13 protein-coding genes are annotated in these 22,675 nt (G+C 47.5%); 7 read left to right on the forward strand and 6 right to left on the reverse strand.

Annotated features, from left to right (window positions below):
• The first annotated feature begins 4 nt into the window (after nt 1-4).
• The 7 genes from GN112_RS03420 to brxL all read left to right on the forward strand — a co-directional run bounded on the left by GN112_RS03420 (nt 5) and on the right by brxL (nt 13,568).
• Nucleotides 5-1,339 (forward strand): AAA family ATPase, encoded by a 1,335-nt coding sequence (locus GN112_RS03420; RefSeq protein ID WP_155308949.1) that lies wholly within the window; start codon nt 5-7, stop codon nt 1,337-1,339.
• Complete coding sequence (locus GN112_RS03425; protein WP_155308950.1) at nt 1,339-2,046, forward strand: HNH endonuclease; 708 nt, start codon at nt 1,339-1,341, stop codon at nt 2,044-2,046. The genes GN112_RS03420 and GN112_RS03425 overlap by 1 nt, the downstream gene beginning before the upstream one ends.
• Nucleotides 2,040-5,393: an Eco57I restriction-modification methylase domain-containing protein gene (locus tag GN112_RS03430; protein ID WP_231716919.1), complete on the forward strand. Its 3,354-nt coding sequence runs from the start codon at nt 2,040-2,042 to the stop codon at nt 5,391-5,393. Before GN112_RS03425 ends, GN112_RS03430 begins: the two co-directional genes overlap by 7 nt.
• A gap of 7 nt (nt 5,394-5,400) precedes the next feature.
• Entirely contained in the window at nt 5,401-7,302 is a 1,902-nt protein-coding gene (locus GN112_RS03435; RefSeq protein ID WP_155308952.1) for an Eco57I restriction-modification methylase domain-containing protein, read from the forward strand.
• Entirely contained in the window at nt 7,299-8,990 is a 1,692-nt protein-coding gene (locus tag GN112_RS03440; RefSeq protein WP_155308953.1) for an AIPR family protein, read from the forward strand. The genes GN112_RS03435 and GN112_RS03440 overlap by 4 nt, the downstream gene beginning before the upstream one ends.
• A gap of 142 nt (nt 8,991-9,132) precedes the next feature.
• The gene (gene pglZ / locus GN112_RS03445) at nt 9,133-11,523 is read left to right on the forward strand and encodes a BREX-1 system phosphatase PglZ type B (protein WP_155308954.1); all 2,391 of its coding nucleotides are present in this window, start codon (nt 9,133-9,135) and stop codon (nt 11,521-11,523) included.
• On the forward strand, nt 11,523-13,568 hold the full coding sequence (gene brxL / locus GN112_RS03450; protein ID WP_155308955.1) for a protease Lon-related BREX system protein BrxL: 2,046 nt from the start codon (nt 11,523-11,525) through the stop codon (nt 13,566-13,568). Before pglZ ends, brxL begins: the two co-directional genes overlap by 1 nt.
• Nucleotides 13,569-13,827: 259 nt before the next feature.
• Here the strand turns inward: brxL and GN112_RS03455 are convergent, their stop codons facing one another.
• The 6 genes from GN112_RS03455 to GN112_RS03480 form a co-directional block, all read right to left on the reverse strand.
• On the reverse strand, nt 13,828-14,724 hold the full coding sequence (locus GN112_RS03455) for a HEPN domain-containing protein (RefSeq protein WP_155308956.1): 897 nt from the start codon (nt 14,722-14,724) through the stop codon (nt 13,828-13,830).
• Entirely contained in the window at nt 14,700-15,170 is a 471-nt protein-coding gene (locus GN112_RS03460) for a hypothetical protein (protein WP_155308957.1), read from the reverse strand. The genes GN112_RS03455 and GN112_RS03460 overlap by 25 nt, the downstream gene beginning before the upstream one ends.
• Before the next feature lie 68 nt (nt 15,171-15,238).
• A complete protein-coding gene (locus GN112_RS03465) occupies nt 15,239-17,113 on the reverse strand; it encodes a UvrD-helicase domain-containing protein (protein WP_155308958.1) in 1,875 nt (624 codons plus the stop codon).
• A 2-nt stretch (nt 17,114-17,115) separates the two neighbouring features.
• Nucleotides 17,116-19,449 carry an AAA family ATPase gene (locus GN112_RS03470; protein WP_155308959.1) on the reverse strand — a complete coding sequence of 778 codons (2,334 nt, stop codon included), beginning with the start codon at nt 19,447-19,449 and terminating at the stop codon, nt 17,116-17,118.
• A gap of 112 nt (nt 19,450-19,561) precedes the next feature.
• The gene (locus tag GN112_RS03475) at nt 19,562-21,010 is read right to left on the reverse strand and encodes a 5-methylcytosine restriction system specificity protein McrC (protein ID WP_155308960.1); all 1,449 of its coding nucleotides are present in this window, start codon (nt 21,008-21,010) and stop codon (nt 19,562-19,564) included.
• 3 nt (nt 21,011-21,013) lie between these two features.
• Nucleotides 21,014-22,657 (reverse strand): McrB family protein, encoded by a 1,644-nt coding sequence (locus GN112_RS03480; RefSeq protein ID WP_155308961.1) that lies wholly within the window; start codon nt 22,655-22,657, stop codon nt 21,014-21,016.
• Nucleotides 22,658-22,675 lie beyond the last annotated feature (18 nt).

Below are 22,675 nucleotides of genomic sequence, written 5' to 3' on the forward strand. Positions count from 1 at the left end.
CGAGATGAAAATATCCAATGTCGTTCTCCGCAATTTTCGAAAATACGATCATGAACGATTCAATTTCAATAGCCGTTTTACAGTATTGATTGGAGACAATGGTACTGGAAAGACAACGATTCTCGATGCGTTGTCCACGATGATCAGCACCTATTTTCAAGGGTCTAAAATCCAAATTGGACGCAGTGGTATAAAAAAGGATGATGCGCGGCTTGTTGTCATAAAAAAAGCCGAGCAGGTATTTCTTGAACCCCAAAAGGAAGTCTATTTAACTGCGGAAGGATTGCTCAATGGCCGCCCTATTACCTGGCGAAGGGATATGGGGGACCGTGGCGGCAAAGCAAAGGAACTCGTCAGAGAAGGCGCTGATCAAAGAAAACGTATCAGCGAGGGAGAAAGTCCCAATCTTCCGGTACTTCTGTATTATGGCGCAGGAAGATTATGGGATGTCCACCGTGCCGTCAAAACGGGTAAACCCGGTTCTCAATTGGATGCCTACCGATTCTGTCTTGATCCAAAATCCGATCAGAAAGCTTTTGAGAAATGGCTGAAAAAGCTGTCCTATACCGAATTACAGAAAAAAAAGACCATACCGGCACTGCAAACGGTGAAAGAGGCGGTGCTCGGCATTGTTCCGAATGCGAGAGACTTTTACCATGATACCGATGAAGATCAGATCATGATTGACCTGGAACGTGAGGGGTTGATGCCTTTTAACTGCCTAAGTGATGGATTTCGTAATATGGTGGCCATGGCGGCAGATATCGCCTATAGGGCGTCATTGCTTAATCCGCATTATGGGCTGAACGTTGCCCGGGAAACTACCGGAATTGTGCTGATTGATGAGATTGATCTTCACTTGCACCCCAAATGGCAACGCAGAGTTGTTCATGACTTGAAGGCCACCTTTCCCGCGATGCAATTTGTTTCTACAACCCACTCACCCTTCATCCTGCAATCGCTTGAGGCCGGCGAGGTGATCGACCTCAACCAATCGCACGATATTGAGACGGTAGCCGGTTCTCCAGACGGCATCGCCGCTCCCGGCCCTGCCAATCCGTTCAGCGACCGGTCCATTGAGGACATCGTCGAAGACGTAATGGGGCTGCCGATACCTCAAAGAAGCCAACGTTATCAGGATATGTATGAGGCCGCGAAACAATATTACAGTCTGCTACAAGAGGCAGTGGATGCCGATGCCGACCGGAAACAGGAATTGAAGGGCCGGCTGGATGCACTCTCCGCGCCTTTCAGCGACAATGTGGCCTACCATGCCTTTCTGGAAATGAAGAAAATTGCCGCCGGTTTAGGGGATGCTCCGGCTGAGGGGGATGAATAATGCGCCCGGTGATTCGCGGCAACCACCCCACAGACGGCCAGGGAAATGATATTGTTTTCAATCATTATTCCAAATCCCGTGGCCCCCTCATCGGGCGTATTGGCGAGTATTGCTCCTATTGCGAGATGCATCTTGATTCGTCCCTGGCGGTAGAGCATGTAAAACCGAAAAAGCACAATCCCGAAGAAGAATTGCATTGGGACAATTTCCTTCTTTCCTGTACCAACTGCAACTCTACCAAGGGCCAGGAAGACGTAGATTTAAATGAGTATCTATGGCCGGATACGGATAACACGTTCTACGCTCTGCAATACGAGGAGGGTGGGTTGGTTTCGCCATCGGACAGACTGAACGGCAACCCCGCACTGAAACAAAAAGCGCAAGATACAATCACGTTGACGGGATTGGACAAACAGCCCGTCAACGCCCCTGCAGCTTCAGACCGGCGATGGATCAACCGGCGGGAAGCATGGGATATCGCTGTGGAATCCAAGAGTGACCTTGTAAACAACGATACCCCGGAAATGAGAAGGCAAATCATTCGGTCCGCAACAGCGAGAGGGTACTGGAGCATCTGGATGACTGTTTTCGAAGATGATGCCGATATGCGGCGGCGGTTGATTGAAGGCTTTCCTGGGACCTGCAACGCTTGTTTTGACGCTAACAACGGGTATGCTCCGGTTTCGCGTGAAGGAGGCCAATGCTGATGCAGCCCCTTGAAAAATCGCTTAGAAATAATCTGGAAAAAACGATCAGGGAGGCCCGCGACTTTGCCGAAGAAGCAGCACGTGTGGCGCTTGAGCAGCTTGGCGTGGGGGAATCGAAAGCCTATCCCCATCTATCGGATGATGACCGAAAGTTGCGTCGCAGGCTTCGCGCACATGGACGTCAGCTTGGAGATGGACGCAATGCCAAAGGTGAACAGGGCATCGATAGGCTCATTGAAGAGGTGGCCTATGAGCATTGGCACCGTATGCTTTTTGCCCGTTTCTTGGCTGAAAACAACCTGCTCATGTATCCGGACCCGGATGATCCCGTGGCGATCACCCTCGAAGAGTGTGAAGACCTCGCCGCCGATGAAGACGCTGCTAACGGCTGGGAACTGGCCGCCCGTTTTGCCGCCCGAATGCTTCCGCAGATTTTCCGGCTGGACTCCCCGGTGTTCCAACTGGAGTTGCCGCCGGAGCATCAGCAAAAACTGGAGCGGTTGGTTGCCGATCTGGCTTTGGAGGTATTCATCGCATCAGACAGTCTCGGCTGGGTCTATCAGTTCTGGCAGGTCAAGAAAAAGGATGAGGTCAACGCCTCCGAGGTCAAGATTGGAGCACGGGAACTGCATGCAGTGACTCAACTTTTTACCGAGCCCTACATGGTCAGCTTCTTACTCGACAACTCATTAGGAGCATGGTGGGCGAAACACAAACTATCTGAAGAAGATCTTCGAAATGCCAAAACTGAAGAAGATCTTCGAAGGAAAGTTGCCATCCAAGGTGTACCATTGGACTATCTGCGCTTTATTAGGCAAAAAGACAGTACTTGGTCGCCTGCAACAGATACCTTCGAACGCTGGCCAGAGAATTTAAGTGAGCTAAAAATTATAGACCCCTGCTGTGGTTCAGGACATTTCCTCGTTGCAGCCTTCCATATGTTAGTACCGATGAGAATGGAGTTGGAAAACCTTTCAGCACACGACGCAATCGATTCTGTCCTCAAGCATAATTTAATTGGTTTAGAAGTGGATAGCCGCTGCGTTGAACTGGCTGCATTCTCTTTGGCTCTTTCCGCCTGGACCTATTTAGGAGCATCTAACTTCAGACCTCTTCCAAAGCTGAATGTTGCCTGTTCTGGCTTGTCAATCAGTGCAAAAAGAGAGGAATGGCTTAATTTAGTAGGCGATAATACAAACATTCGATTAACAATGGAAAAAACCTATGAGCTGTTTAAAAATGCCCCAGTATTGGGTAGCCTTATAAATCCGAAGTCTGAAGTTTTAAATGAGTCGCTTTTTGATATGGATTGGGAACATTTAGAACCGTTATTGGCTCATACTTCCGCTGGGAACAAAGATGATGAAAAAAAGGAATTGAGTGTTGTAGCAAGAGGAATATCATCGGCTACACGACTTTTAAACGGACAATATCACTTGGTCATCACGAATGTTCCTTATCTATCAAGAAATAAACAAGATGAAACACTAAGAAAATATTGTGAAAGGAATTACAAAGACGCAAAAAATGATCTCTCAACTGTTTTTCTTGAGCGTTGCATAGAATACGCGAATGACAATGGCACTATTGCCATTGTCATTCCTCACAATTGGATGTTTCTTACAAGTTATAAGAATCTCAGAAAAAAATTACTTCGTCGTTGTACTTGGAATATCATTGGTAGACTCGGTTTCGCCGCATTTGAAATTATGGACTGGTGGGCCTTTGATACAAGTTTAATTATTAAAAGTAAGCGCAAGGCGAACAACGACTCAAAAATTATTGGGATCGATGCTTCAGAATCAAGGCAGTGTGAAACAAAGGCTCACTATTTACGAACTGAACCAATTAAATGCGTTGGTCAAGCCAATCAGCTAAATAATCCCGATGCCAGGGTCATGCTTGATATTGAAAATACTGGAAAACTTGTTGAGTATTATGCTTCGTCAAGAACGGGCCTTCAAACGGGAGATAATGATAGATTTTCCTTCCTTTTTTGGGAATTTATGAAGATTGATAATCCTTGGGTGTCGTTCCAACGAACTGCAGATGAAACTGATTTCTTTAAAGGAATGTATCAAGTATTAAGATGGAACGGTGATGGGAAAGAATTGAGGGATCAAAAGGGCTCTGCACTAAGGGGTTTAGATTGCTGCGGGAGAAGTGGGGTTCTGGTTCATAGAATGAATAGATTACCAGTAACTCTATATTCTGGTGAAATTTTTGATCAGAACGGAGCGGTAATTATCCCCAAAAAAAAGGAATATTTTTTGCCTCTTTGGTGCTATCTTTCCTCTGATGACTATTATACTGAAGTAAGGAAGCTTGATAGTAAAGTTGGTGTCACGCCTGCAACACTTGCGAAAGTCCAATTCAATTATGATTATTGGGAAAAAATTTCGCAAGAGAAATTTCCGAATGGTCTCCCTGAACCCTATTCTGATGACCCAACTCAATGGATTTTTCATGGCCATCCTGCTATAAGCGGTGAACCATTACATGTAGCAGTAGCTCGCCTGTTAGGTTATCGCTGGCCTGCGGAGTTTAACCCTAAGATCAGACTTTCCGATAAAGCGAAGCTTTTAGTTGAAGAATCGAAACTACTAACTGCAAAGGCTGACGGTGACGGCATTGTCTGCATTCCACCAGTACGAGGTGAAATGAAAGTTGTAGATAGACTGGAAGAAATGTTAGCCGCTGCCTATGGAAGTAAATGGTCGGCAATTATGAGGGCTGAACTTCTTTCAAAAGCAGAGCACTCCGGCAAAAGTTTGGAAACATGGATTCGAGACAAATTTTTTATTCAACATTGCAGACTTTTTCACCAACGTCCTTTTATCTGGCACATATGGGATGGTCTAAGCGATGGTTTTGCTGCCTTGATAAATTATCATAAGCTTAATTTTAAGCTGCTGGAAACACTAATTTATACATATCTGGGAGATTGGATTAGTCGCCAAAAACGGGATATAGAAAACGGTGTGGACGGTGCCCACGAAAAACTTGCAGCTGCAGAATCTTTAAAAAAGAAACTGGAATTAATTTTAGATGGCGAAGCCCCTCATGATGTTTATGTCCGCTGGAAACCTCTTGAAAATCAGCCCATCGGTTGGAATCCAGACCTTAATGATGGGGTGCGCCGGAATATTCGACCGTTTATGACTGTTGGCGATGTTAAAAAGAAAGGGGCCGGCGTACTCAGGGATAAGCCAAACATCAAATGGGGGAAAGACCGGGGTAAGGACGCGAGCTCCGCGCCCTGGTATCACCTTTTCAAGGGAGATCGCATCAATGACCACCATTTAACCCTGAAGGAAAAGCAGGAAGCTCAGAAAAACAGGAAGTAAATATTCCATGATTCTATATTTAAAAAGGTCGCTACGAACCACACTTGAGAAGACGGTACAGGATGCTCGCGATATCGCTGAAAATGCCGCCATGGTTGCACTTGAGCAATTGGGTGTGGGAGAATCAGAGGCTTATCCCCACCTGACAGAAGCTGATTGCAAATTGCGACGCAAGCTTCGATCGCATGTCCATCAACTCGGTGATGGTTGCAACCCCGAGGGGCGGCTGGCACTTGATGGGTTGATAGAAGAAGTTGCCTATGAGCACTGGCACCGCATGCTTTTTTCCAGGTTTTTGGCCGAAAACAACCTTCTCATGTATCCCGATCCTGATAATCCGGTGGCTGTAACACTGGAAGAGTGCGAAGACTTGGCAACCGCTGAAGGAACTGCCAACGGCTGGGAGCTTGCCGCCCGTTTTACCGCCCGCATGCTTCCGCAGATCTTCCGGCCGAATTCACCCGTTTTTCAGCTCGTGCTACCACCGGAGCAACAACAAAAGCTTGAGCATTTAGTGGCCAATCTGCCGGTCGACGTTTTTGCTGCTTCGGATTCTCTCGGTTGGGTATATCAATTCTGGCAGGCTAAAAAGAAGGATGACGTCAATATTTCTGAAGTGAAGATCAGCACCCGTGACCTGCCTGTAGTCACCCAGTTTTTCACTGAACCTTATATGGTCAGTTTCCTGCTTGACAATACCCTCGGGGCCTGGTTTGCCGCCAGACGCCTTAAGATTGCTGATCTTGAAAACGCGAGAACAGAAGATGAACTACGGTCCAAGGCAGCCATCCCTGGCGTATCATTGGATTACCTGCGCTTTGTTAGGCAGAAAGACGGCCCTTGGAAACCTCTTGGCGGATCATTCGAAAGCTGGCCAGATAACCTGTCCGAGTTTAAAATGCTCGACCCATGCTGTGGTTCGGGGCACTTTTTGGTTGCAGCCTTTTCGATGCTTGTTCCAATACGAATGGATTTGGAAGGCTTGTCGAATCAAGAAGCAGCGGATGCTGTGCTTCGCGACAACCTTCACGGGTTGGAGATCGACCGGCGTTGCACAGAAATAGCTGCCTTCAATCTTGCATTAACGTCCTGGCGGCTTGCTGGCTATCGCTCCATGCCAACGCCTCAAATCGCCTGTACTGGGCTTGCCACCGGCGGAACTCGTGAACAATGGATAAATATAATAGAGGGTCAGGGGTCAAACAGAAACCTGGGATACTTTTTCGATCAGCTTTATGATCTTTTCGGCAAAGCTCCCTATTTGGGAAGCCTGATAAATCCCCATCGGTTTCTGGGAAGCGCTCTTCCGGATAAAAAGGGCATGGCACACCTGAAACGCACCCTTGCGTCCGCTATGGAGGAGGAATTTGAATCTGTAGCCGATCGTTACGAAACTGATAATATCGCATTGGGCATAGCCAAAGCTGCTGATTTACTGGCAGACCGCTACACCCTTGTTGCGACAAATGTCCCCTATCTTGGACGGGATAAGCAGGACGAAGTTCTCAAGGATCACCTTGACACCTACTACCCTCTCGGAAGGGCTGACCTCTCGGCTGCCTGTGTTTTGAGATGTTTAGAGTTCTGTACAAAGGGCGGGACTACAGCTTTGGTTACACCTCAAAACTGGCTAAATCAAAAAGCTTATAAAAAAATGCGCCAGATGATTCTTGAAAACAGATCTTGGAATGTGATGGCGAGATTGGGTACTGGCGGTTTCGAAACTATTTCTGGTCATATAGGAAGAGTGGCTTTATTGCTGCTCTCCGCAATCCCACCCATTGACGGACATGTAATGGCTAGAATTGATCTATCGAAAGTAAAAAAAGCTGAAAAAATGGCTGCAATGTTGCGAGGGGATGAACCTGCAGAAATTGTGAAAACCCCTCAGAAGGAGATAACCGCATGAGTATCAATGTCAGCATTATCGATCAACGTGTTAGAAAGCTGGCTGAGGACCTCGCTGCCGAGTTCGAGGAAAGGCTGAACATCAAAGGTGATGAGGTCAGACAGCGCTCTACGGCTTTTGTGTTTCTCTCGGTCAAGACCGTATTAGATCTTCCTGCCGAGGAAGCCTTGGATTGCATTACCGAAGGGGGAAATGATTTTGGTATCGATGCGCTACATGTGGGCGATGTCGAAGACGGCGAGTTTGTGGTGACATTGTTCCAGGGAAAATACAAGAAAAAGTTGACAGGTGATTCGAACTTCCCTCAGTCCGGTGTGGAAAAAGTCATCCAGGCAATAAAATTCCTGTTCGACCCTGATTCCGGTTTCACAACAAACCCCCAACTCACTTTGCTCATAGAAGAAATTCGTTCCCTGGTGAGGGATGGATATATACCCCGCGTGCGGGTTGTATTGTGTAACAATGGTCTGAAATGGTCTGATGCTGCACAACAACTCATTGAGGGCACCGGACTGCCTGACGACCAGATAGGGTGGGAACATGTAAATCACGATGAACTTGTTCGTTTACTGCAGGCGGCCAAACAAGTTGATGATACGCTTCGACTGGCTGGCAAAGCCATAATCGAGGATTTGGATTATTGTCGGGTCCTCATTGGTAAAATACCTGTACGAGAGATCGAAGTGCTTTTCAACCGGCATGGCGATCTTTTATTGGAGCGAAATGTCCGCCGCTTCCTTGGGCTACAGGGTAACCGAGTGAACCAGGGAATCAATCATACTTTAAGAGCCGCAGCGGAGCGCGAAAACTTTTATTTTTACAACAACGGCATTACACTACTCTGCCGAAAGTTCACATACAATGCACTTCAAGGCGAAAATTACCAAGTGCGCGCCGAGGGGCTTCAGATCATTAATGGGGGACAAACCTGCAAGACCATCCAGAGAACACTCGCTGAACTCGCCGGTGCCGACGCCAACATGGAAAAAGCATTTGTGCTCATACGTCTATACCAGCTTCCAAGCGAATCGGCAGATCTTATTCGCAGTATAACTTTTGCTACCAACAGCCAGAACCCGATCGATCTGCGAGATTTGCGCTCAAACGACTACAAACAGAAAAATTTGGAGACGGCTATCGACGATCTAGGGTTTGTTTATCACCGGCACCGAAGCGAAGCCTCTCTGGGGACTCGTGATATTAGTAGCGCCATAGCAGCCGTAGCGGTATTGTCTGTTTGGAGAGAACGCCCGCATCAGGCAAAATTCTATGGCCGTGAGCATTTTGGAAAACTCTACGATACGATTTTCACAGACAATCTCAACGGAGCGCAGGCGATTATTGCAACTCTCCTGTTTCGCTTTGCTGAAAATAAACGGCGCCGCCCACCCGATGGAACACCGGATTTTGTAGCCTATGCTTCTTGTTTTTTGGCAATGCTGATGGGACGATTTTTACTCAGCGACCTTGGAATCTCTCTTTATCAGCTGGACCACCGCAAGTTCAACAATGCCAAATCTATAGTCGATCAAAACAATGAGGTTTATTATCAAAGAGCTGTCCAAATGATTGGCGATGCGATCCCCCGCTTGTATGGTAATCAGCATGTGTCTTTACAGCGTTTAGCAGCAACTTTCAGGCGAGGCGATCTTCTGGAGGCGCTGGCACAAGGTGAAGGTGGGGCATGATTGAATCGGTACCTTTGGAATTGGTGAATCTGGTCGGTATTACCTCGAGAACTGTTGAACACTACTTGGAAAAGCTACAACATACTGGGCTGTTGAATCGCATCGGCCGCAGAAAACATGGATATTGGGAGGTTACTGGGTAATGAAAGTAGTTGAGCATCTCCTGAAATCGATCTGTTCTGCTGCCGTCTACAATCCGGACATCCAGGTTGCCCCTGCATGTACGCTCTGGACAGATCGTGACCGCCAATGGGAAGCCATCATTCCGAGACTTCAGGTTGAAATTCCGAATTTATACATACTTGGCGATTACCATGTGAATGCCCGAACCGGGCCTGCCATTTGGCTTCGTTGTGTATTGGCAGGGGAGATTACACTTCAGGTGGATGGCGCATCGGATGAGGGTGTTAAAGAGAGACAGGTTCGCTATCAAACCGCCAAAGATGTTCCCATATTCTACCTTCCCGGTGTCAGTCGGCAGGACCTCAGGGCTGTTGAAAGCTGCCCTGACAACTTGAAACCATTGGCGGAGCTGCAATACAGGGGAGTTATCTGGTCCCAAATCAACGGCAAGGATTGGACCATTCTCGCCTTTTTGAAATCAGATCAGGGCGGACTCGGGCTTGATGTGGCCAAGGACAACGACGCAAAAAATGCCATGCAACTGGCTCTTTCTCGCTTGATGGATGAGGATACCAGCCTTTTAGAGGGTAAGCGACTGGACAAAAACTATTTCAACACCCTTTTGACCGGTGGCGATCCGATACGGGATCTGCTCCAGTGGCTTGATAATGGAGATGCCTTCCGGGCGGGAAGAGATGAAAACGAGTGGGTTGCTTTTGTTGAGGTGTGTAAATCTCAGCTTGGATTTAATCCTCAGGAAGAAGGTGTCCTGTTTGGTGCAGAAAAGCTTGCCATCCATGAAGGACCTTGGAAAGCGGTCTGGGAACGGTTTTGTGAAGCCCCTGCCCGCTATTCGAATATCCCGAATCAGATTCGGAAATGCAAGATGCCATTGGAATTATTTTCCAATGCGCAGACACATGGTGGCTGGCCGCAGTGGAACGAAAATCAGGAAAAGGATCTTAGAAGAGCATTACAGGGCCTGAACGCCATCCCCCCCCACAAGGCGCGTGAGCTAATTGTTGAACTTGATAAATCTCATCGTGAGAGACGGAAGCTGGTATGGGTAGAGCTTGGTGAATCGCCTTTGGCCCTTGCCTTGAGGCACCTCTCGATTCTTTCAGACATTACGTCCAATCCTCTGACCGCAGGCACTTCCAAGGATCTGGCCTCCGCCTATGCCACCACTGGATGGAAGGCGGATGCCGCCGTACTGCATTCACTTTCATTCGTTGATTCCGAGGATGATTTTCAGGCTATAGCAACAGCAATTCAATCCGTATATTTACCATGGATTGAAGACTCTTCGCGCTATTTACAAGAGGTGGTTGAAAAATCCGGGTACCCGGGTGCTTCTTTACCGAACCGCAAAAAGCGACCCATTGAAAAGGCTGAATGCATCCTGTTTGTTGATGGTTTGCGGTACGATTTGGCTCAACAACTTACCGAGATACTATCGAGAAAAGGCCTTACGGTATCGGGAGAGATTTCTTGGAGCGCCCTGCCCAGCGTTACCGCCACAGGTAAACCCGCTGTCTCACCAGTTTGGGAATTCATTGAAGGGGGCGAAGCCAATTCAGATTTCGAGCCGATGGTAAAGGAAACAAAGCAGTCACTCAAGGGCGGTTATCATTTAAAAAAACTTTTAGCCTTAAACGGCTGGTCGGTACTGGAGAAATCGGATTCCGGCGACGGTACTGGACTCGGTTGGTGCGAATTTGGCAATATTGATCATGAGGGACATGATAGGGGCTGGAAACTGTCCAGATTTATCGATGGATTGCTAACGGAAATAGCAGAGCGAGTGGCGCAGCTACTGAAAGCCGGGTGGAAAACTGTAAGGATTGTCACTGATCATGGCTGGCTGCTGCTACCAGGCGGTTTGCCCAAAATCGAATTGCCTGCTGCCCTCGTTGAAAACAAGTGGGGGCGTTGCGCGGTCATCAAGCCGGGAGCCGTTACGGAAGAAAGATTGTACCCTTGGTATTGGAATCAGAACCAGAGCATCGCGCTTGCCAATGGGATCAGTTGTTATAAAGCCGGTGAGGAATATGCCCATGGAGGGCTGAGCCTGCAGGAATGCCTCACAATGGAATTAATGGTAACCGCCGGAGCATCTGTTTCTCAATCACCGTCAGTGGAAATCACCGATATTGTTTGGAAGGGACTCCGGTGCAAAATCGCCGTGGACGGCAAATTTAGTGACCTGCTCTTTGATATCCGAATCAAGGCAGGCAGTCCTGAACATAGTGTGGTGATGACCGTGAAACCCATCAATGAAAAAGGGATCGGTTCGGTTGTCGTTGAAAACGAAGAGCTTGAGGGAACCGAAGCATCAATTGTGCTCATCGATAAAGCAGGCGAACTGATCTCACAGGGAAAGACGATCATTGGCGGAGGTACGGATTAATGGAAATGGACCACCTGGATAATCTGGCCGCTTCGGTACTGGATGGATATCTGGTACGCAAGGACCTCGTTAGAACCTTTAGCCGACAGTTTCCGGTCCCGACGTATGTCGTCGAATTCCTTTTAGGAAGATATTGCGCAAGTATCGATCCTGAAGAAATCGAGGAAGGTCTTGAAATCGTACAACGCCAACTACGGGCTCGAACCGTAAAGGCCGGAGAGGAGGAGCTTTTTAAAGCCCGTGCAAGGGAAAAGGGTGCGGTTAAAATAATTGATCTGATCAGCGCCAGGCTGGATGCCAAAACAGACTCCTATCTTGCAACATTGCCAAGCCTGCAGATTAAGGATGTTCGAATCAGCGGAGCATTGGTAAATACTCATGAGCGGATGCTGACAGGCGGATTTTATGCCGAAATTACATTAGGCTATGACGCCGCTATTGCACAGGAAAAAAACGGCCGACCGTTTGGGATAGAGGGGTTGCGCGAGATACAGCTCTCAAAACACGATATTTTGGATATCCTCACGGAGGCTCGCCAGCAGTTTACAACGGCGGAGTGGAAACAGTTTCTTTTGCGCAGTATCGGCATTAATACTGAAAAGCTATCCGAGAGAACCCAAAACGCTTTTTTTCTGCGCATGGTGCCGTTTGTTGAACGCAACTACAATATGGTTGAACTTGGGCCAAGGGGTACCGGGAAAAGTCATTTGTTCCAGCAAGTTTCTCCCTACGCGCATCTGATATCCGGGGGCAAGGCAACAGTGGCGAAAATGTTCGTCAATAATGCCAATGGCCGACGGGGCCTTGTTTGCCAGTATGACGTGGTTTGTTTCGATGAGGTATCAGGTATCTCTTTCGATCAGAAAGACGGCGTCAACATCATGAAGGGATACATGGAATCCGGGGAGTTTAGCCGGGGCAAAGAGTCAATCCGTGCAGATGGCTGTATAGTTCTTGTCGGCAATTTCGATGTTGACGTTGAACATCAACAGCGAATCGGGCACCTTTTTGGCCCGATGCCTCAAGAAATGCGTGATGACACGGCATTTATGGACCGCATCCACGCCTACCTGCCAGGCTGGGATGTGCCAAAGATTAATAAGGAGCTGCTGACGAATCATTTCGGGCTCGTATCAGACTTTCTGTCTGAATGTATGAGCCGCCTCCGGCGTGAAAGTCGTGTATCGGTCCTACACAACCGGGTTTTGTATGGTGGCGCCCTGAGTGGCCGGGACACCAACGCAGTCAATATGACCACAAGCGGGTTGATTAAGTTGCTGTACCCCGGCCAAACCGACGAAATCCCGGATGAAGATTTGGAATGGGCGGTGCGGATAGCGCTCGAAGCCCGAAGACGGGTCAAAGAACAACAAAAGCGGATCGGGGCGGCCGAGTTTCGAAATACCCATTTTTCCTACGTTTTTAATGAAGAGGGAGTCGAAAAATTCGTTTCCACACCTGAATTGCAGAGTGAAAATAGCATTGGTGATGATCCATTGGAGCCTGGCCAGGTATGGACGATCAGCCCAGGCGGAATCGATGAGCATGCGGGGCTTTTCAGGATTGAGGCAAATGAAGGACCCGGCTCAGGGGTTAAAGTTCTCAACAAACCGGTACCTGCCCCGTTCAAAGAGAGCATCAGTTACGCGGAACAAAACCTCTATTCACGGTCTGTGAACCTCGTAGGGGACAAGAATCCGCGAAATCATGAATTCACCGTTCAGTTGCGGGCTTTTGACGCTGCCAAAACAGGGGCAAAAGTCGGAGTTGCCGCTTTGATAGCGCTATGCACATCAATATTGAAAAAAAGCGTCCGTGGCGGGTTGATCATCGTGGGTGAAATCAACCTTGGCGGCTCCATTGAACCAGTCCACAATTCAGTAACCATTGCTGAGATAGCCATTGAAAAGGGTGCTACCGCCCTTTTGATGCCGGTTGCATGCCGACGGCAACTTTTCGATTTGTCCGATGATATGGCCACCAAGGTCGATATCCAATTCTTCTCTGATGCACGGGATGCGCTTTTAAAGGCTATTTTAGACTGAGAGGCAAACCGAGTGACCATACATCCATTATATTCACAATCTGGAAAACGACTCCCCCGGCAAGCAGATCGCCACGATCAAGGGAAAGAAAAAATTCCGGGAATGGGTGATGAAACGTTACTCTGAGGATTCAGGCTCGGCAGTCTGCTTCCATCTTGTAGGGGAAAGTTAATATTATGAGGCCTGACCATTTTAGGTGAAGCGATAGCAGAATCACTTTCGCACACATTGCAATAGAAAAATCAGATTGAGTTGCCAGTCAGTTTGATTCGGCAGCTGCCTTTCTTGTACTTATCCTATCCAGCCTGTCACTCTGCTCCCGAACCTTTGATAGGGTCTGGTACCCCTTATCCAGCAGGGATGCCATTGTGATAATCACCCATGCGACAATATATGCTAGCTCAGAAAGCTGTATGCTCCCGATGTGGGTATACTCTGCACGATGGACGATTTTTGATCTCAATCCATAATATTCCTTTATCTTTTTCTTGAGTCCGTTATAGTCGTCATACTGTTCATGCCTATATCCACCAAAAACCAATATTGCGGCAATCCCCCGCGCATTCCGTTCTGATATCTTTTTCCTTCCAATAGTAAAGAAACACTCCAAACAGGACCACAACTTGATCCAGGCGGAGGATCGTGATTTGTCCTTCTGTGCCTCACCGATCCAGTGTAGCGACTTGACCACCGCCTCTTCAAGCTCATTCCGGTCCTGTTTTCCTATCAGCGTAGATATCTTATTGAAGAATAGATCATTTTTAAGATGATTAAGTATATTCGGATCTATCTTGAAATTCTGGATGGAACCGAAATGCTTTGTGAAGCTCAGGCTCTTGCCAGGTTCTGTCCATCCGAAGGTAGTCACAGGTTTATAGGTTGTGAAGCAGTCGTCCAACAGCCGGATATTGACTCCTTGGATGGCTTGGCGATAGAGTGCGCAGGTATAAAGCCTTAATACAGAAAGCGATAGCTCTGCATTGTGATATAACCGCTCCTTTGCTGCGGCTCTGCTGCCCATTTCTGTTCCCATTATAACCAGGCTGTTGGCATATTCCTTTTTTATTGTGTCGAGTAGGTCATTTACATCTGTGCATCCCGAAGTTATCGAGTCATCATACTTCTTGATCTCTATGGTCCCAATGGAGTGGAGCATCTCAAAGAGAGGCAGTCTATGCCTTTAAGGGAAATCCCATCTACTCTGCACAGAAAGGTATGTTTTTTGATCTCATTTGAAAGCAATTCACCCAATGGTTCTATGAATTCCTTGTCATCAGGAACAAGATTGTCATTTATCCAGCGTTCAAACTCAGACAGAATCTTATGGAATATGTCGTTGTAGGTCAGCAGCCTCCTATATTTTTCAGTCTGGGTTATGAAATTACAGATCCGCCGTGCAGATTTTGCTCCATCATCAGTCAGGTAAACATCTCGGCCATTGATCTTGATTCTTGGTGAAAAAAATTTCTCTGGTGATGAGAACCTTACCCTCATCTCATCGATATCTTTTGGAAAGGTTAGCCCCTTCAATGATATTATTTGAGCAATATCATTCCTGATAGACCTTTTTTGTTTCGGTGAGAGTTGCCCGTATAAAGTCATATAGAATTCTTATCTACACAAAATTTATATTTGGTATATCCGGTCAGCCATTTGGACCAGATTGATAATTATGCCGCATTACGTGAGATCACCACAACCTCATGCTCTTTGAACCATCCCTCATCGAGCACATGCTTTTTCACAGCTTCAGGATCTTCGGTATATGCTACAAGTGCAAGGCTCTCTTCAGCACGGCTGCATGTGACATAGAACAGACGTCTTGTCCGGTCGATTGATGTTTCCTTGCCTGGCTTCGGTTTTGTCTTGCTCTGTTTGGCACCGAACAGTTGTTCGTATGAAAACGTGAATCCGCCAGACTCTGAATCATCCATCACGACGCAGACACGAGGGAATTCCAGCCCCTTGACGCCTTGATGGGTATCATACCGGGCCTCCCCCTGGACATATTGGCTGTACCTTTCGATCTGGTCGAACTGTGTCTCAAGGAATTTCCGCCATGCGACAAGGTTGTCTCGCTTATCTTCTTCCTGTGATTCCTCTGCGCCTTCTTCAGCAGGTTTTGCGAATGGAATGAGCACTCCGGGTATCCTGAACAATCCGGTCTGGTACACTGAATCAAGGACCTGCATGAAAGTAGGGGATTTCCCATCTTTCCAGAGTTCGACCAGGGAATCAACCGCTGCCTTTGCGCTTTCCACCTGGCATTTCTGCCCTGACTTGCATGATATGAGTGTGTCCTTTTCAAGCAGCGGCGAATTCTTCCGGACGATCGAGGTGAGCGCAAAACTGTCCTTCTTCTCATTGGCCTTTATCAATGGCAGGATGAGATGGGAGAAGAACCTCAGACCGGGCAGGCTTCCATCCCTTAGCCCTGTCTTAAGACGATTTACATCCTTCAGCGCATCCCACATATCAAGGAAACCGAGCCGTCTTGCCGCCATCCGATGTTCAAGGGTCAGTGTCTTGACATTTGTACCAGGATCGAGCCATCCATCATCACCTTCCACCTCTGCCATCAGTCTGCAACACTCATGCTCCTGCGCAGGTTTATCCTCTATATCAGCCGGAAGGATGAAGAACCGTACATATCCTTCCCCTTTGTCAGACCGAGGCCTCTGCTCCTGCCCATCGACAGGCTTCCTTATCCGGTTGACTAATTTTATTATCCGATGACAAGACCTGTGGTTCATCCTCTTGGCAGGTGTTTCCCAATCTTCCGGCAGGTTCGTACCGAGATCCATCTTTCCTGCCGTGTATATCCTCTGCATCATGTCCCCGATGATACCAAGAACGAAGCGGTCCTTGAGCTTTGACTGTACAAGGAAGAACGCCTCGATAAGCTCCCTGCTCGTATCCTGGCTCTCGTCGATTAGCAGGATGGGGAACCGGTTGACGAGCAGGCTCTGCATCAGAGGTCTTTCTGTAAGGAAGCTTGCTGTTATCTTGATGACTTCCGCATGGTTCAGGGCATTACGCTCTGGATTATCTCCATCAGGATTGTATATGAACTTCCTGACCTGGCCGAGATTGGCAATACGCTCTCTCTTTGATGTAATCGCATTGATTCTGTCTTTCGAGGCTTGTGTGCCGGCCCTGCCTTTCCGTTCCTTCTCCTCTAACTCAGCGATCTCTTTTTTCAGGTTCTCTTCCAGCCAGCCTTTTATATCATGGTTCAGGCTTTTGATTAGTGACCACGCAAAGCTATGTATCGTCGATACTTCGAAGAGCTCGTCATATTTCAGTCGGCTCCTTATCTCATCACATGCTTTGTTCGTGAATGTTATGACCCCGACCCTCCGGCCATTCAGGCTGAACTTCGGACCTGATTTATCTCTGATCACTTCCAGACATTCCACAAGTGACCGTGTCTTTCCAGACCCCGCCCCTGCGAACAGAAAGAAGCTTGTCGGTGGTACATCAGTTACACACTTGGCGATCACTTCATCGGCCTTGCTGTCAAACAGATCATCTTTCTTCGACATCTTCATTCACCTGCTGCTTCATCTGCCTGTTCTTTCTTCGGCAATGCGACCTCCTGCTGCCGCTTCAACAACCGCTCTTCTATCCATTTGAGGCCGTCATGTATATAAGTCGGCACATTGATCGAGGCCGGGTCTTGTGAAAAAAGCATATCCAGAGCGAATTGAGCTTTGCTGCCTTTTGAGAGTGCCGCCAGCAGGCTTTCCTGCAAGCTGTCGATATCATCGTTGTCCTCTATAGCTTTCTTGAATTTCTTTATAAGACCGCCCCCGGTAGCCTTTCTGAAATGGTCAATATTCTCGAAAACCAACGCATCCTCAAAAGTCGATGGGCAGGCGTCAACGTTTTTGCCGCCAATCTTGACCTTCAGTGGTGTCTGATAAGCGACCCGTATAGAGAAGAAATCATCATAGGAAAGCTCTTTGCCGTCTTCAGTTAGCGCCACCAGGCCATCAAATCCCTCTCTCTTGGGATGCCAGCTCTTCAGCACGTTGTTTGATGTAATCAGGTCGCTACCTATTTTCGGTGTAGCTTTCGAACGGGTCTCCTTTTCAACAGCATCGATGTCAGTGATGATGAGGGTGTTCAGTCCCAGGTGTTCAATGAATGGCTTGAGCCGATGTGCATGACTTCCGCCGACCTCAAGCAGGGTTATGTAACAGCTGTGCAGGGCCGGATAATGGTTCCGGATGAAATGAGGGATGAGCATCCTTTCCGCAGCTCCCTCCACTATTATCGCCCCATCTGCGAAGAAAAGGTCGGCATGTGTGGCCTGTAGATAGCGGGAGACGAACCTTGCCGTATCGTCCGGTTCCCCGAATACCTCTGAAAGATTGACAACAGTCGAGCAGGGCGTCTGTCCCGATTTGCGTGCTGGATGCCTCCTGAAATATCGCATATTCGCAAAATCGACCTCATGTGCGATGTGACTGGAATGCGTGCTTACAACCAGCTGGGTTGACAGGACGGTATTATCCTTCAATGCCTTATGATTGCGTAATACCTCATAGGCCTTCCTGATAAATACCTGCTGGACCTGCACATGCAGATGAGCTTCGGGCTCCTCCATAAGGACCAAGTGCAATGGCGGCGGAGATGCCTGATGGGTACCGTCCTCCTCTTCCCGTGCAGCCTTCCCGACCTTCATCCAACCATCACGATAGCTGATCAGCCTGAATACCATCGAGATGAGGTTCTGGTATCCTAATCCATTGCATTGTTCTGGAAGCCGATACTTCGCTGTATCCTGGTCTGGTGTCAGATCATATTGCACAGCAGATTGATGGTTCAGCCCTTCCACAGGCTTGATATTTGTTGAGATCGTCAAGCGAGGGTTTGCGACTCCTGGATATCCAAGCCCTTCCAGTTCGAAGAAAGGGTCTTTGAAGCAGGCCTTCAGTCGTTCATCGAAAGCTGTCTGCGCCTCATGCATCGCTTCAAGAGCCTTTATGTCGGAGGGTTCCGGTGCTTTCAAAGGATCAAGGTGCTTGCCATAGTATGTCCTCAGCTGGCTGGTCAGCAGCTGTTTCCGCCCTCTATCCCCTTGCTCCTGTAGTTCCTCATCCCCGCCACCAGAATAATCGCTCAAGCCCCTATGAGCCGGGACCTCATCGATCCTGATCAGGCCCTTGAATGGATTGTCATCAAGAGGCTCCGCTGTATCCGGCAATTTCTGTGGCTGTGCTACACCATTCTTAGGTCCGGTCTTCTTGCTCGGATCAAGCAGGTACGCATTCACAGTGAGTGAGCCAGCTATGCGTTTCTTGAGATAATCCATCAGATTTTCCGGCCATAGCGAGAATCCATTGCAGGTCTTATCGCTCTTATCCTTATCATCCGTCTCAGCCTTGCCGGATTTTCCATCGTCAGTACTGTCTGTTTTCGCACTCAGTGTGTCGCACACCGCTGTCTTTGTGATGAGGTATGACTGAAGCAGCTCGTCTGGGTCTTTCGGTTCCAGTTGCAGCCGGACACCTACCCCTTGATCAGGAGTCCAGTCCAAGGTCGGGATCAGATGTGCGACATGATGGATTTCATCCTCCGAGACAGTGAGCCAGACATCGAGTGATGGCAGGAGATCATGCCAGCTGTATGGCAGTTCACCTTCCTGGTCCTCCTCGAATGCACGGCCCAACTCTTCAATGCGGAGCCACAGGTCGAGAGGGATATCATAGGCGGAAAAGGCTTTCTGATGTGTCAGGAAATACCGCAGTACTGTAATGGCAGTGGTCTTCCCGCTGTTATTTGCGCCGACAAAAAGTGTCGTCTTATCTGAAAGATCAATCCTGATCTTAGCCAGTCTCCGAAAATTCCTGATTTCAACAAAATCTATTCGCAATTCGCACCCACCTTCATATTATGTCATCGAACATCAGGTCATGGTCCCCCGGATTGTCCTATTGATAGCTCGATACGGTTTTCGGAATCAATTCATGTCTTATAAAGGTTACCTACACCCATTCAGCTACCATCTCCTTGGCCAGAATCTTTGATTGAATGGTAGCCATGAAGTTACGACACTGTTCTTTCATAAGCCGGTTAAAATCAGGTGATGCATTGTCAGGGATTTTCAGAAAAAGGACATGGAAAGGGATATCATTACCTTGCTGTCGGATTGCATCCGATATCAACCCTTTTGATCTATCAAGATTGAGTGAGCTCCACCTTTCCTCTGATATCGGGTAAATAAAGCCACACCCTTTTATCAAAGCCCCGTTGGCATACTGGCCTATGTAGGTATGCAGTTGAAAAAGATCTTCACGTTTAACCCCGAACCGAGGATCAAAGGCTTTATACTTCACATCAAAGACGTAAAGACCACCATCGCTCTCAAAAACAAGGTCTGGTTCCAGCTTACGCATGTAGCTCCCGAGAGCTCCGGCAGGTATTTCATAGCGCTGCTCAAACTTACTGAGCAGACGTACTCCGTTCCTTTTTATAAGCTTACGGATGAAATATTCAAAAAGCATCGAGATATCGAAAAAGAATGCGCTGGATTCATGCTTGGAATCGAAATCAGAACCTTGTTGCCTGATGACATGCTTCGATAGATCTATCAGGACATTATAATCGTTGTAGAACGGATTGGTAAAATATGGGGTTTTCAGTATTTCCTGGCGTGACCTTTTAACACCATGATTCGCTGTTAGAAACGCATTGTAGACAGTCCTTGTCCGTTGGCAGAAAGAATAGCGCTCAACCGTCTCATAAGCATTGATGAAAAGCGATGTCGCAGGACTGTCGTAGCTGTGTTCACGGTAGGAGCATAAATATTTCCCAGACGTTGTATTCCGGAAGTAGGCGATTGCGTCAATCGTCCCACGAACACGAGAAATTCGATCATTCTTTGTTATGTAGGTCTTGGGCAACCCTAGCCGATAAGCTCGTTTGAATTTGATATTCCAGAGATATGCAAGAAGCCATTCATAGCCATCGGTATGACTCTCGCCGCCAATATCTTCCAGTTCAAGGAATCCATCGGCATCTGCTATGATGTACTGAAGGAAGGCATTTCCGAACCTCGAACTGATCTTCAGGGAATAATCACCACGTTTAACAAACCCGATCAGGTTTCCGGTGTTGAGGGTGAGATTTCTGGCATCAGTACCGGCTAAATCTATGAACCCACCATCAGTATTGTGTTCGTAATCTTCATCATTGAAAAGGATGAGAGCATCGGCGATATTATCTTTAAGTATTTTTTCTACATCACGAGAAACCGAGTTCAGGAAATGCCATATGGCGGATTCATCATTATAAGGATATGTCCACTGGCCTTTTGATTTCGAGCTGAGATTGACCGGTTCACTCAAACGTCTATTGGTCAATACGCCTTCATTGACAAAATAAGACTGGTTATCGACCAGAGTCCCATCTTTTATGATGTCGAACAGCCACACGGCCTAAACCCCGAATGCCTTACCGAAGGAACCGATCAGCTCAGCCTCTTTACCGGTACCTCGTAGGTATTCCTGCAACAAAGGCAGGATGCAGTCATCCCAGACACGTTCTCTTACTTCCGTAACAGTGAGGTTGGTCGAATATTTCAGATTCATCAAATAAGCATGCCCGATCTGATAATCATGTCCCAGCAAGGGTTCATCGGCTATCTGGTTGTTCAGACGTTCGAGATTGTCCGCAAGAGGAGCCCATATTTTACAGAACGAATTCAGATGGTATCTCAGGAGCCCCATATCTGGTGTCACTTCTTCCCAGCGGAATCTACGGCGCAGCGCAAAATCGAAACTTTCCACACTTCGGTCGATGGTGTTCATAGTCCCGATCAGATAGATATTTGACGGAATGAAAAATTGATAACCTTGAGCGGTTTTAAACATACCAGTCTGCTCGTCGTTCAGATTGGCATACTGGGTTTTGACACTACCTTCGACGCCACGATATTCCAGGCAATACATGAGTTCACCGAAAACCCGAGACAGTTCAGCTCTGTTTATTTCATCGATAATGAAGAAGAATGGTGGCACAGCATCCGATACCAGCTTGGACATATCAGTAATGTCTAAAATATATTGCCAGTGTTCGCCTTCTAATCTTTCCTTGTGCGGATGAAGATCCTTTATCGTGAGTGCCCCCCATTTCTTGTCGAGTCCAAGACCAGAAACATCAACTTCCCATTTCCCGGCATTTCTACAAAACTTCTTAAAAACACCGTTCTGCAGCGTCAGCTGGGCAGCTCCCTTTTTATCTAAAACGGGGCGTAAGCCCTCAATGAAATCTTCATAGCTGTAAGACGGATGAAATTGTACCAGTTCAATCTGGCTTCCATGGGTGAAGCTGCTTTTCGGAGCAAATTCCTCTTTCCAGATATCAAACAAGAGAGATGTCTGTTGTCGGGCTTGATAAGTTTTCCCGGTTCCGGGAGCTCCGTATTTAACGATCTGCTTCTTCAGGCTGAATGGATTGAACAGGTTTTCATACAGCAGCCAGACAAACTGGCTCAGGTAGAATTCATCTGTTTTCTTGTCCTTAAGCTCATCACCGAATTCATTTTTGATGATTTCCAATAAGAACAGGTTCTTTGAGAACCAGTCCTGTTCCTCTTTTTCGGGGTATGACGTGATGATCCCTTCTCGGGTTAACCAGCTGAAGACCTGATTGAATTTCCCGGAATCGACTGTCGTGGAAACTTCAAGAGTGCAGGCCGCAGCTACACGATTGACAAGAACGGGATTGTTGGATTTGCCTTGGGCAGCCCATGCATCGTCAAACTTTTTGAAAGTCTCCCTCTTGGGAGTAAGTATGAACTGTTCAAGAGAGGATATGAATTCTTCGCTTTTGATGAATGATTGGAAGTTATCGTAACTCAGAACAGATTGGCCACGGGAAGCAATCCCATTGCTCTTATCATAGAGGAGCTGCCTCAAGAATTCCTCATCAGCTTGGGACAAGCCTTCACCGGATTTGATTCGTTCACGGATCTGCCCTACCTGATCGTAAAACTCACGATAAGCATCATGCCATTCTTTAACTTCGTGTATCCTGTTTTCAATCAAGTATTTGTAAAGATTTTTCAGTCTGCTTTTCATTTTTTTGCCTTGTCCGAT

Source organism: Desulfosarcina ovata subsp. ovata, assembly GCF_009689005.1.
GTDB classification, from domain to species: Bacteria; Desulfobacterota; Desulfobacteria; order Desulfobacterales; family Desulfosarcinaceae; genus Desulfosarcina; species Desulfosarcina ovata.

What these genes read in the sequence shown, in the direction of transcription:
- GN112_RS03420 (WP_155308949.1), top strand. Translation starts at nt 5, where the DNA reads ATGAAAATATCCAATGTCGTTCTCCGCAATTTTCGAAAATACGATCAT.
- brxL (WP_155308955.1), top strand. Translation starts at nt 11,523, where the DNA reads ATGGAAATGGACCACCTGGATAATCTGGCCGCTTCGGTACTGGATGGA.
- GN112_RS03425 (WP_155308950.1), top strand. Translation starts at nt 1,339, where the DNA reads ATGCGCCCGGTGATTCGCGGCAACCACCCCACAGACGGCCAGGGAAAT.
- GN112_RS03435 (WP_155308952.1), top strand. Translation starts at nt 5,401, where the DNA reads ATGATTCTATATTTAAAAAGGTCGCTACGAACCACACTTGAGAAGACG.
- GN112_RS03440 (WP_155308953.1), top strand. Translation starts at nt 7,299, where the DNA reads ATGAGTATCAATGTCAGCATTATCGATCAACGTGTTAGAAAGCTGGCT.
- GN112_RS03460 (WP_155308957.1), bottom strand. Translation starts at nt 15,170, where the DNA reads ATGACTTTATACGGGCAACTCTCACCGAAACAAAAAAGGTCTATCAGG.
- GN112_RS03480 (WP_155308961.1), bottom strand. Translation starts at nt 22,657, where the DNA reads ATGAAAAGCAGACTGAAAAATCTTTACAAATACTTGATTGAAAACAGG.
- GN112_RS03455 (WP_155308956.1), bottom strand. Translation starts at nt 14,724, where the DNA reads ATGCTCCACTCCATTGGGACCATAGAGATCAAGAAGTATGATGACTCG.
- pglZ (WP_155308954.1), top strand. Translation starts at nt 9,133, where the DNA reads ATGAAAGTAGTTGAGCATCTCCTGAAATCGATCTGTTCTGCTGCCGTC.
- GN112_RS03430 (WP_231716919.1), top strand. Translation starts at nt 2,040, where the DNA reads ATGCTGATGCAGCCCCTTGAAAAATCGCTTAGAAATAATCTGGAAAAA.
- GN112_RS03465 (WP_155308958.1), bottom strand. Translation starts at nt 17,113, where the DNA reads ATGTCGAAGAAAGATGATCTGTTTGACAGCAAGGCCGATGAAGTGATC.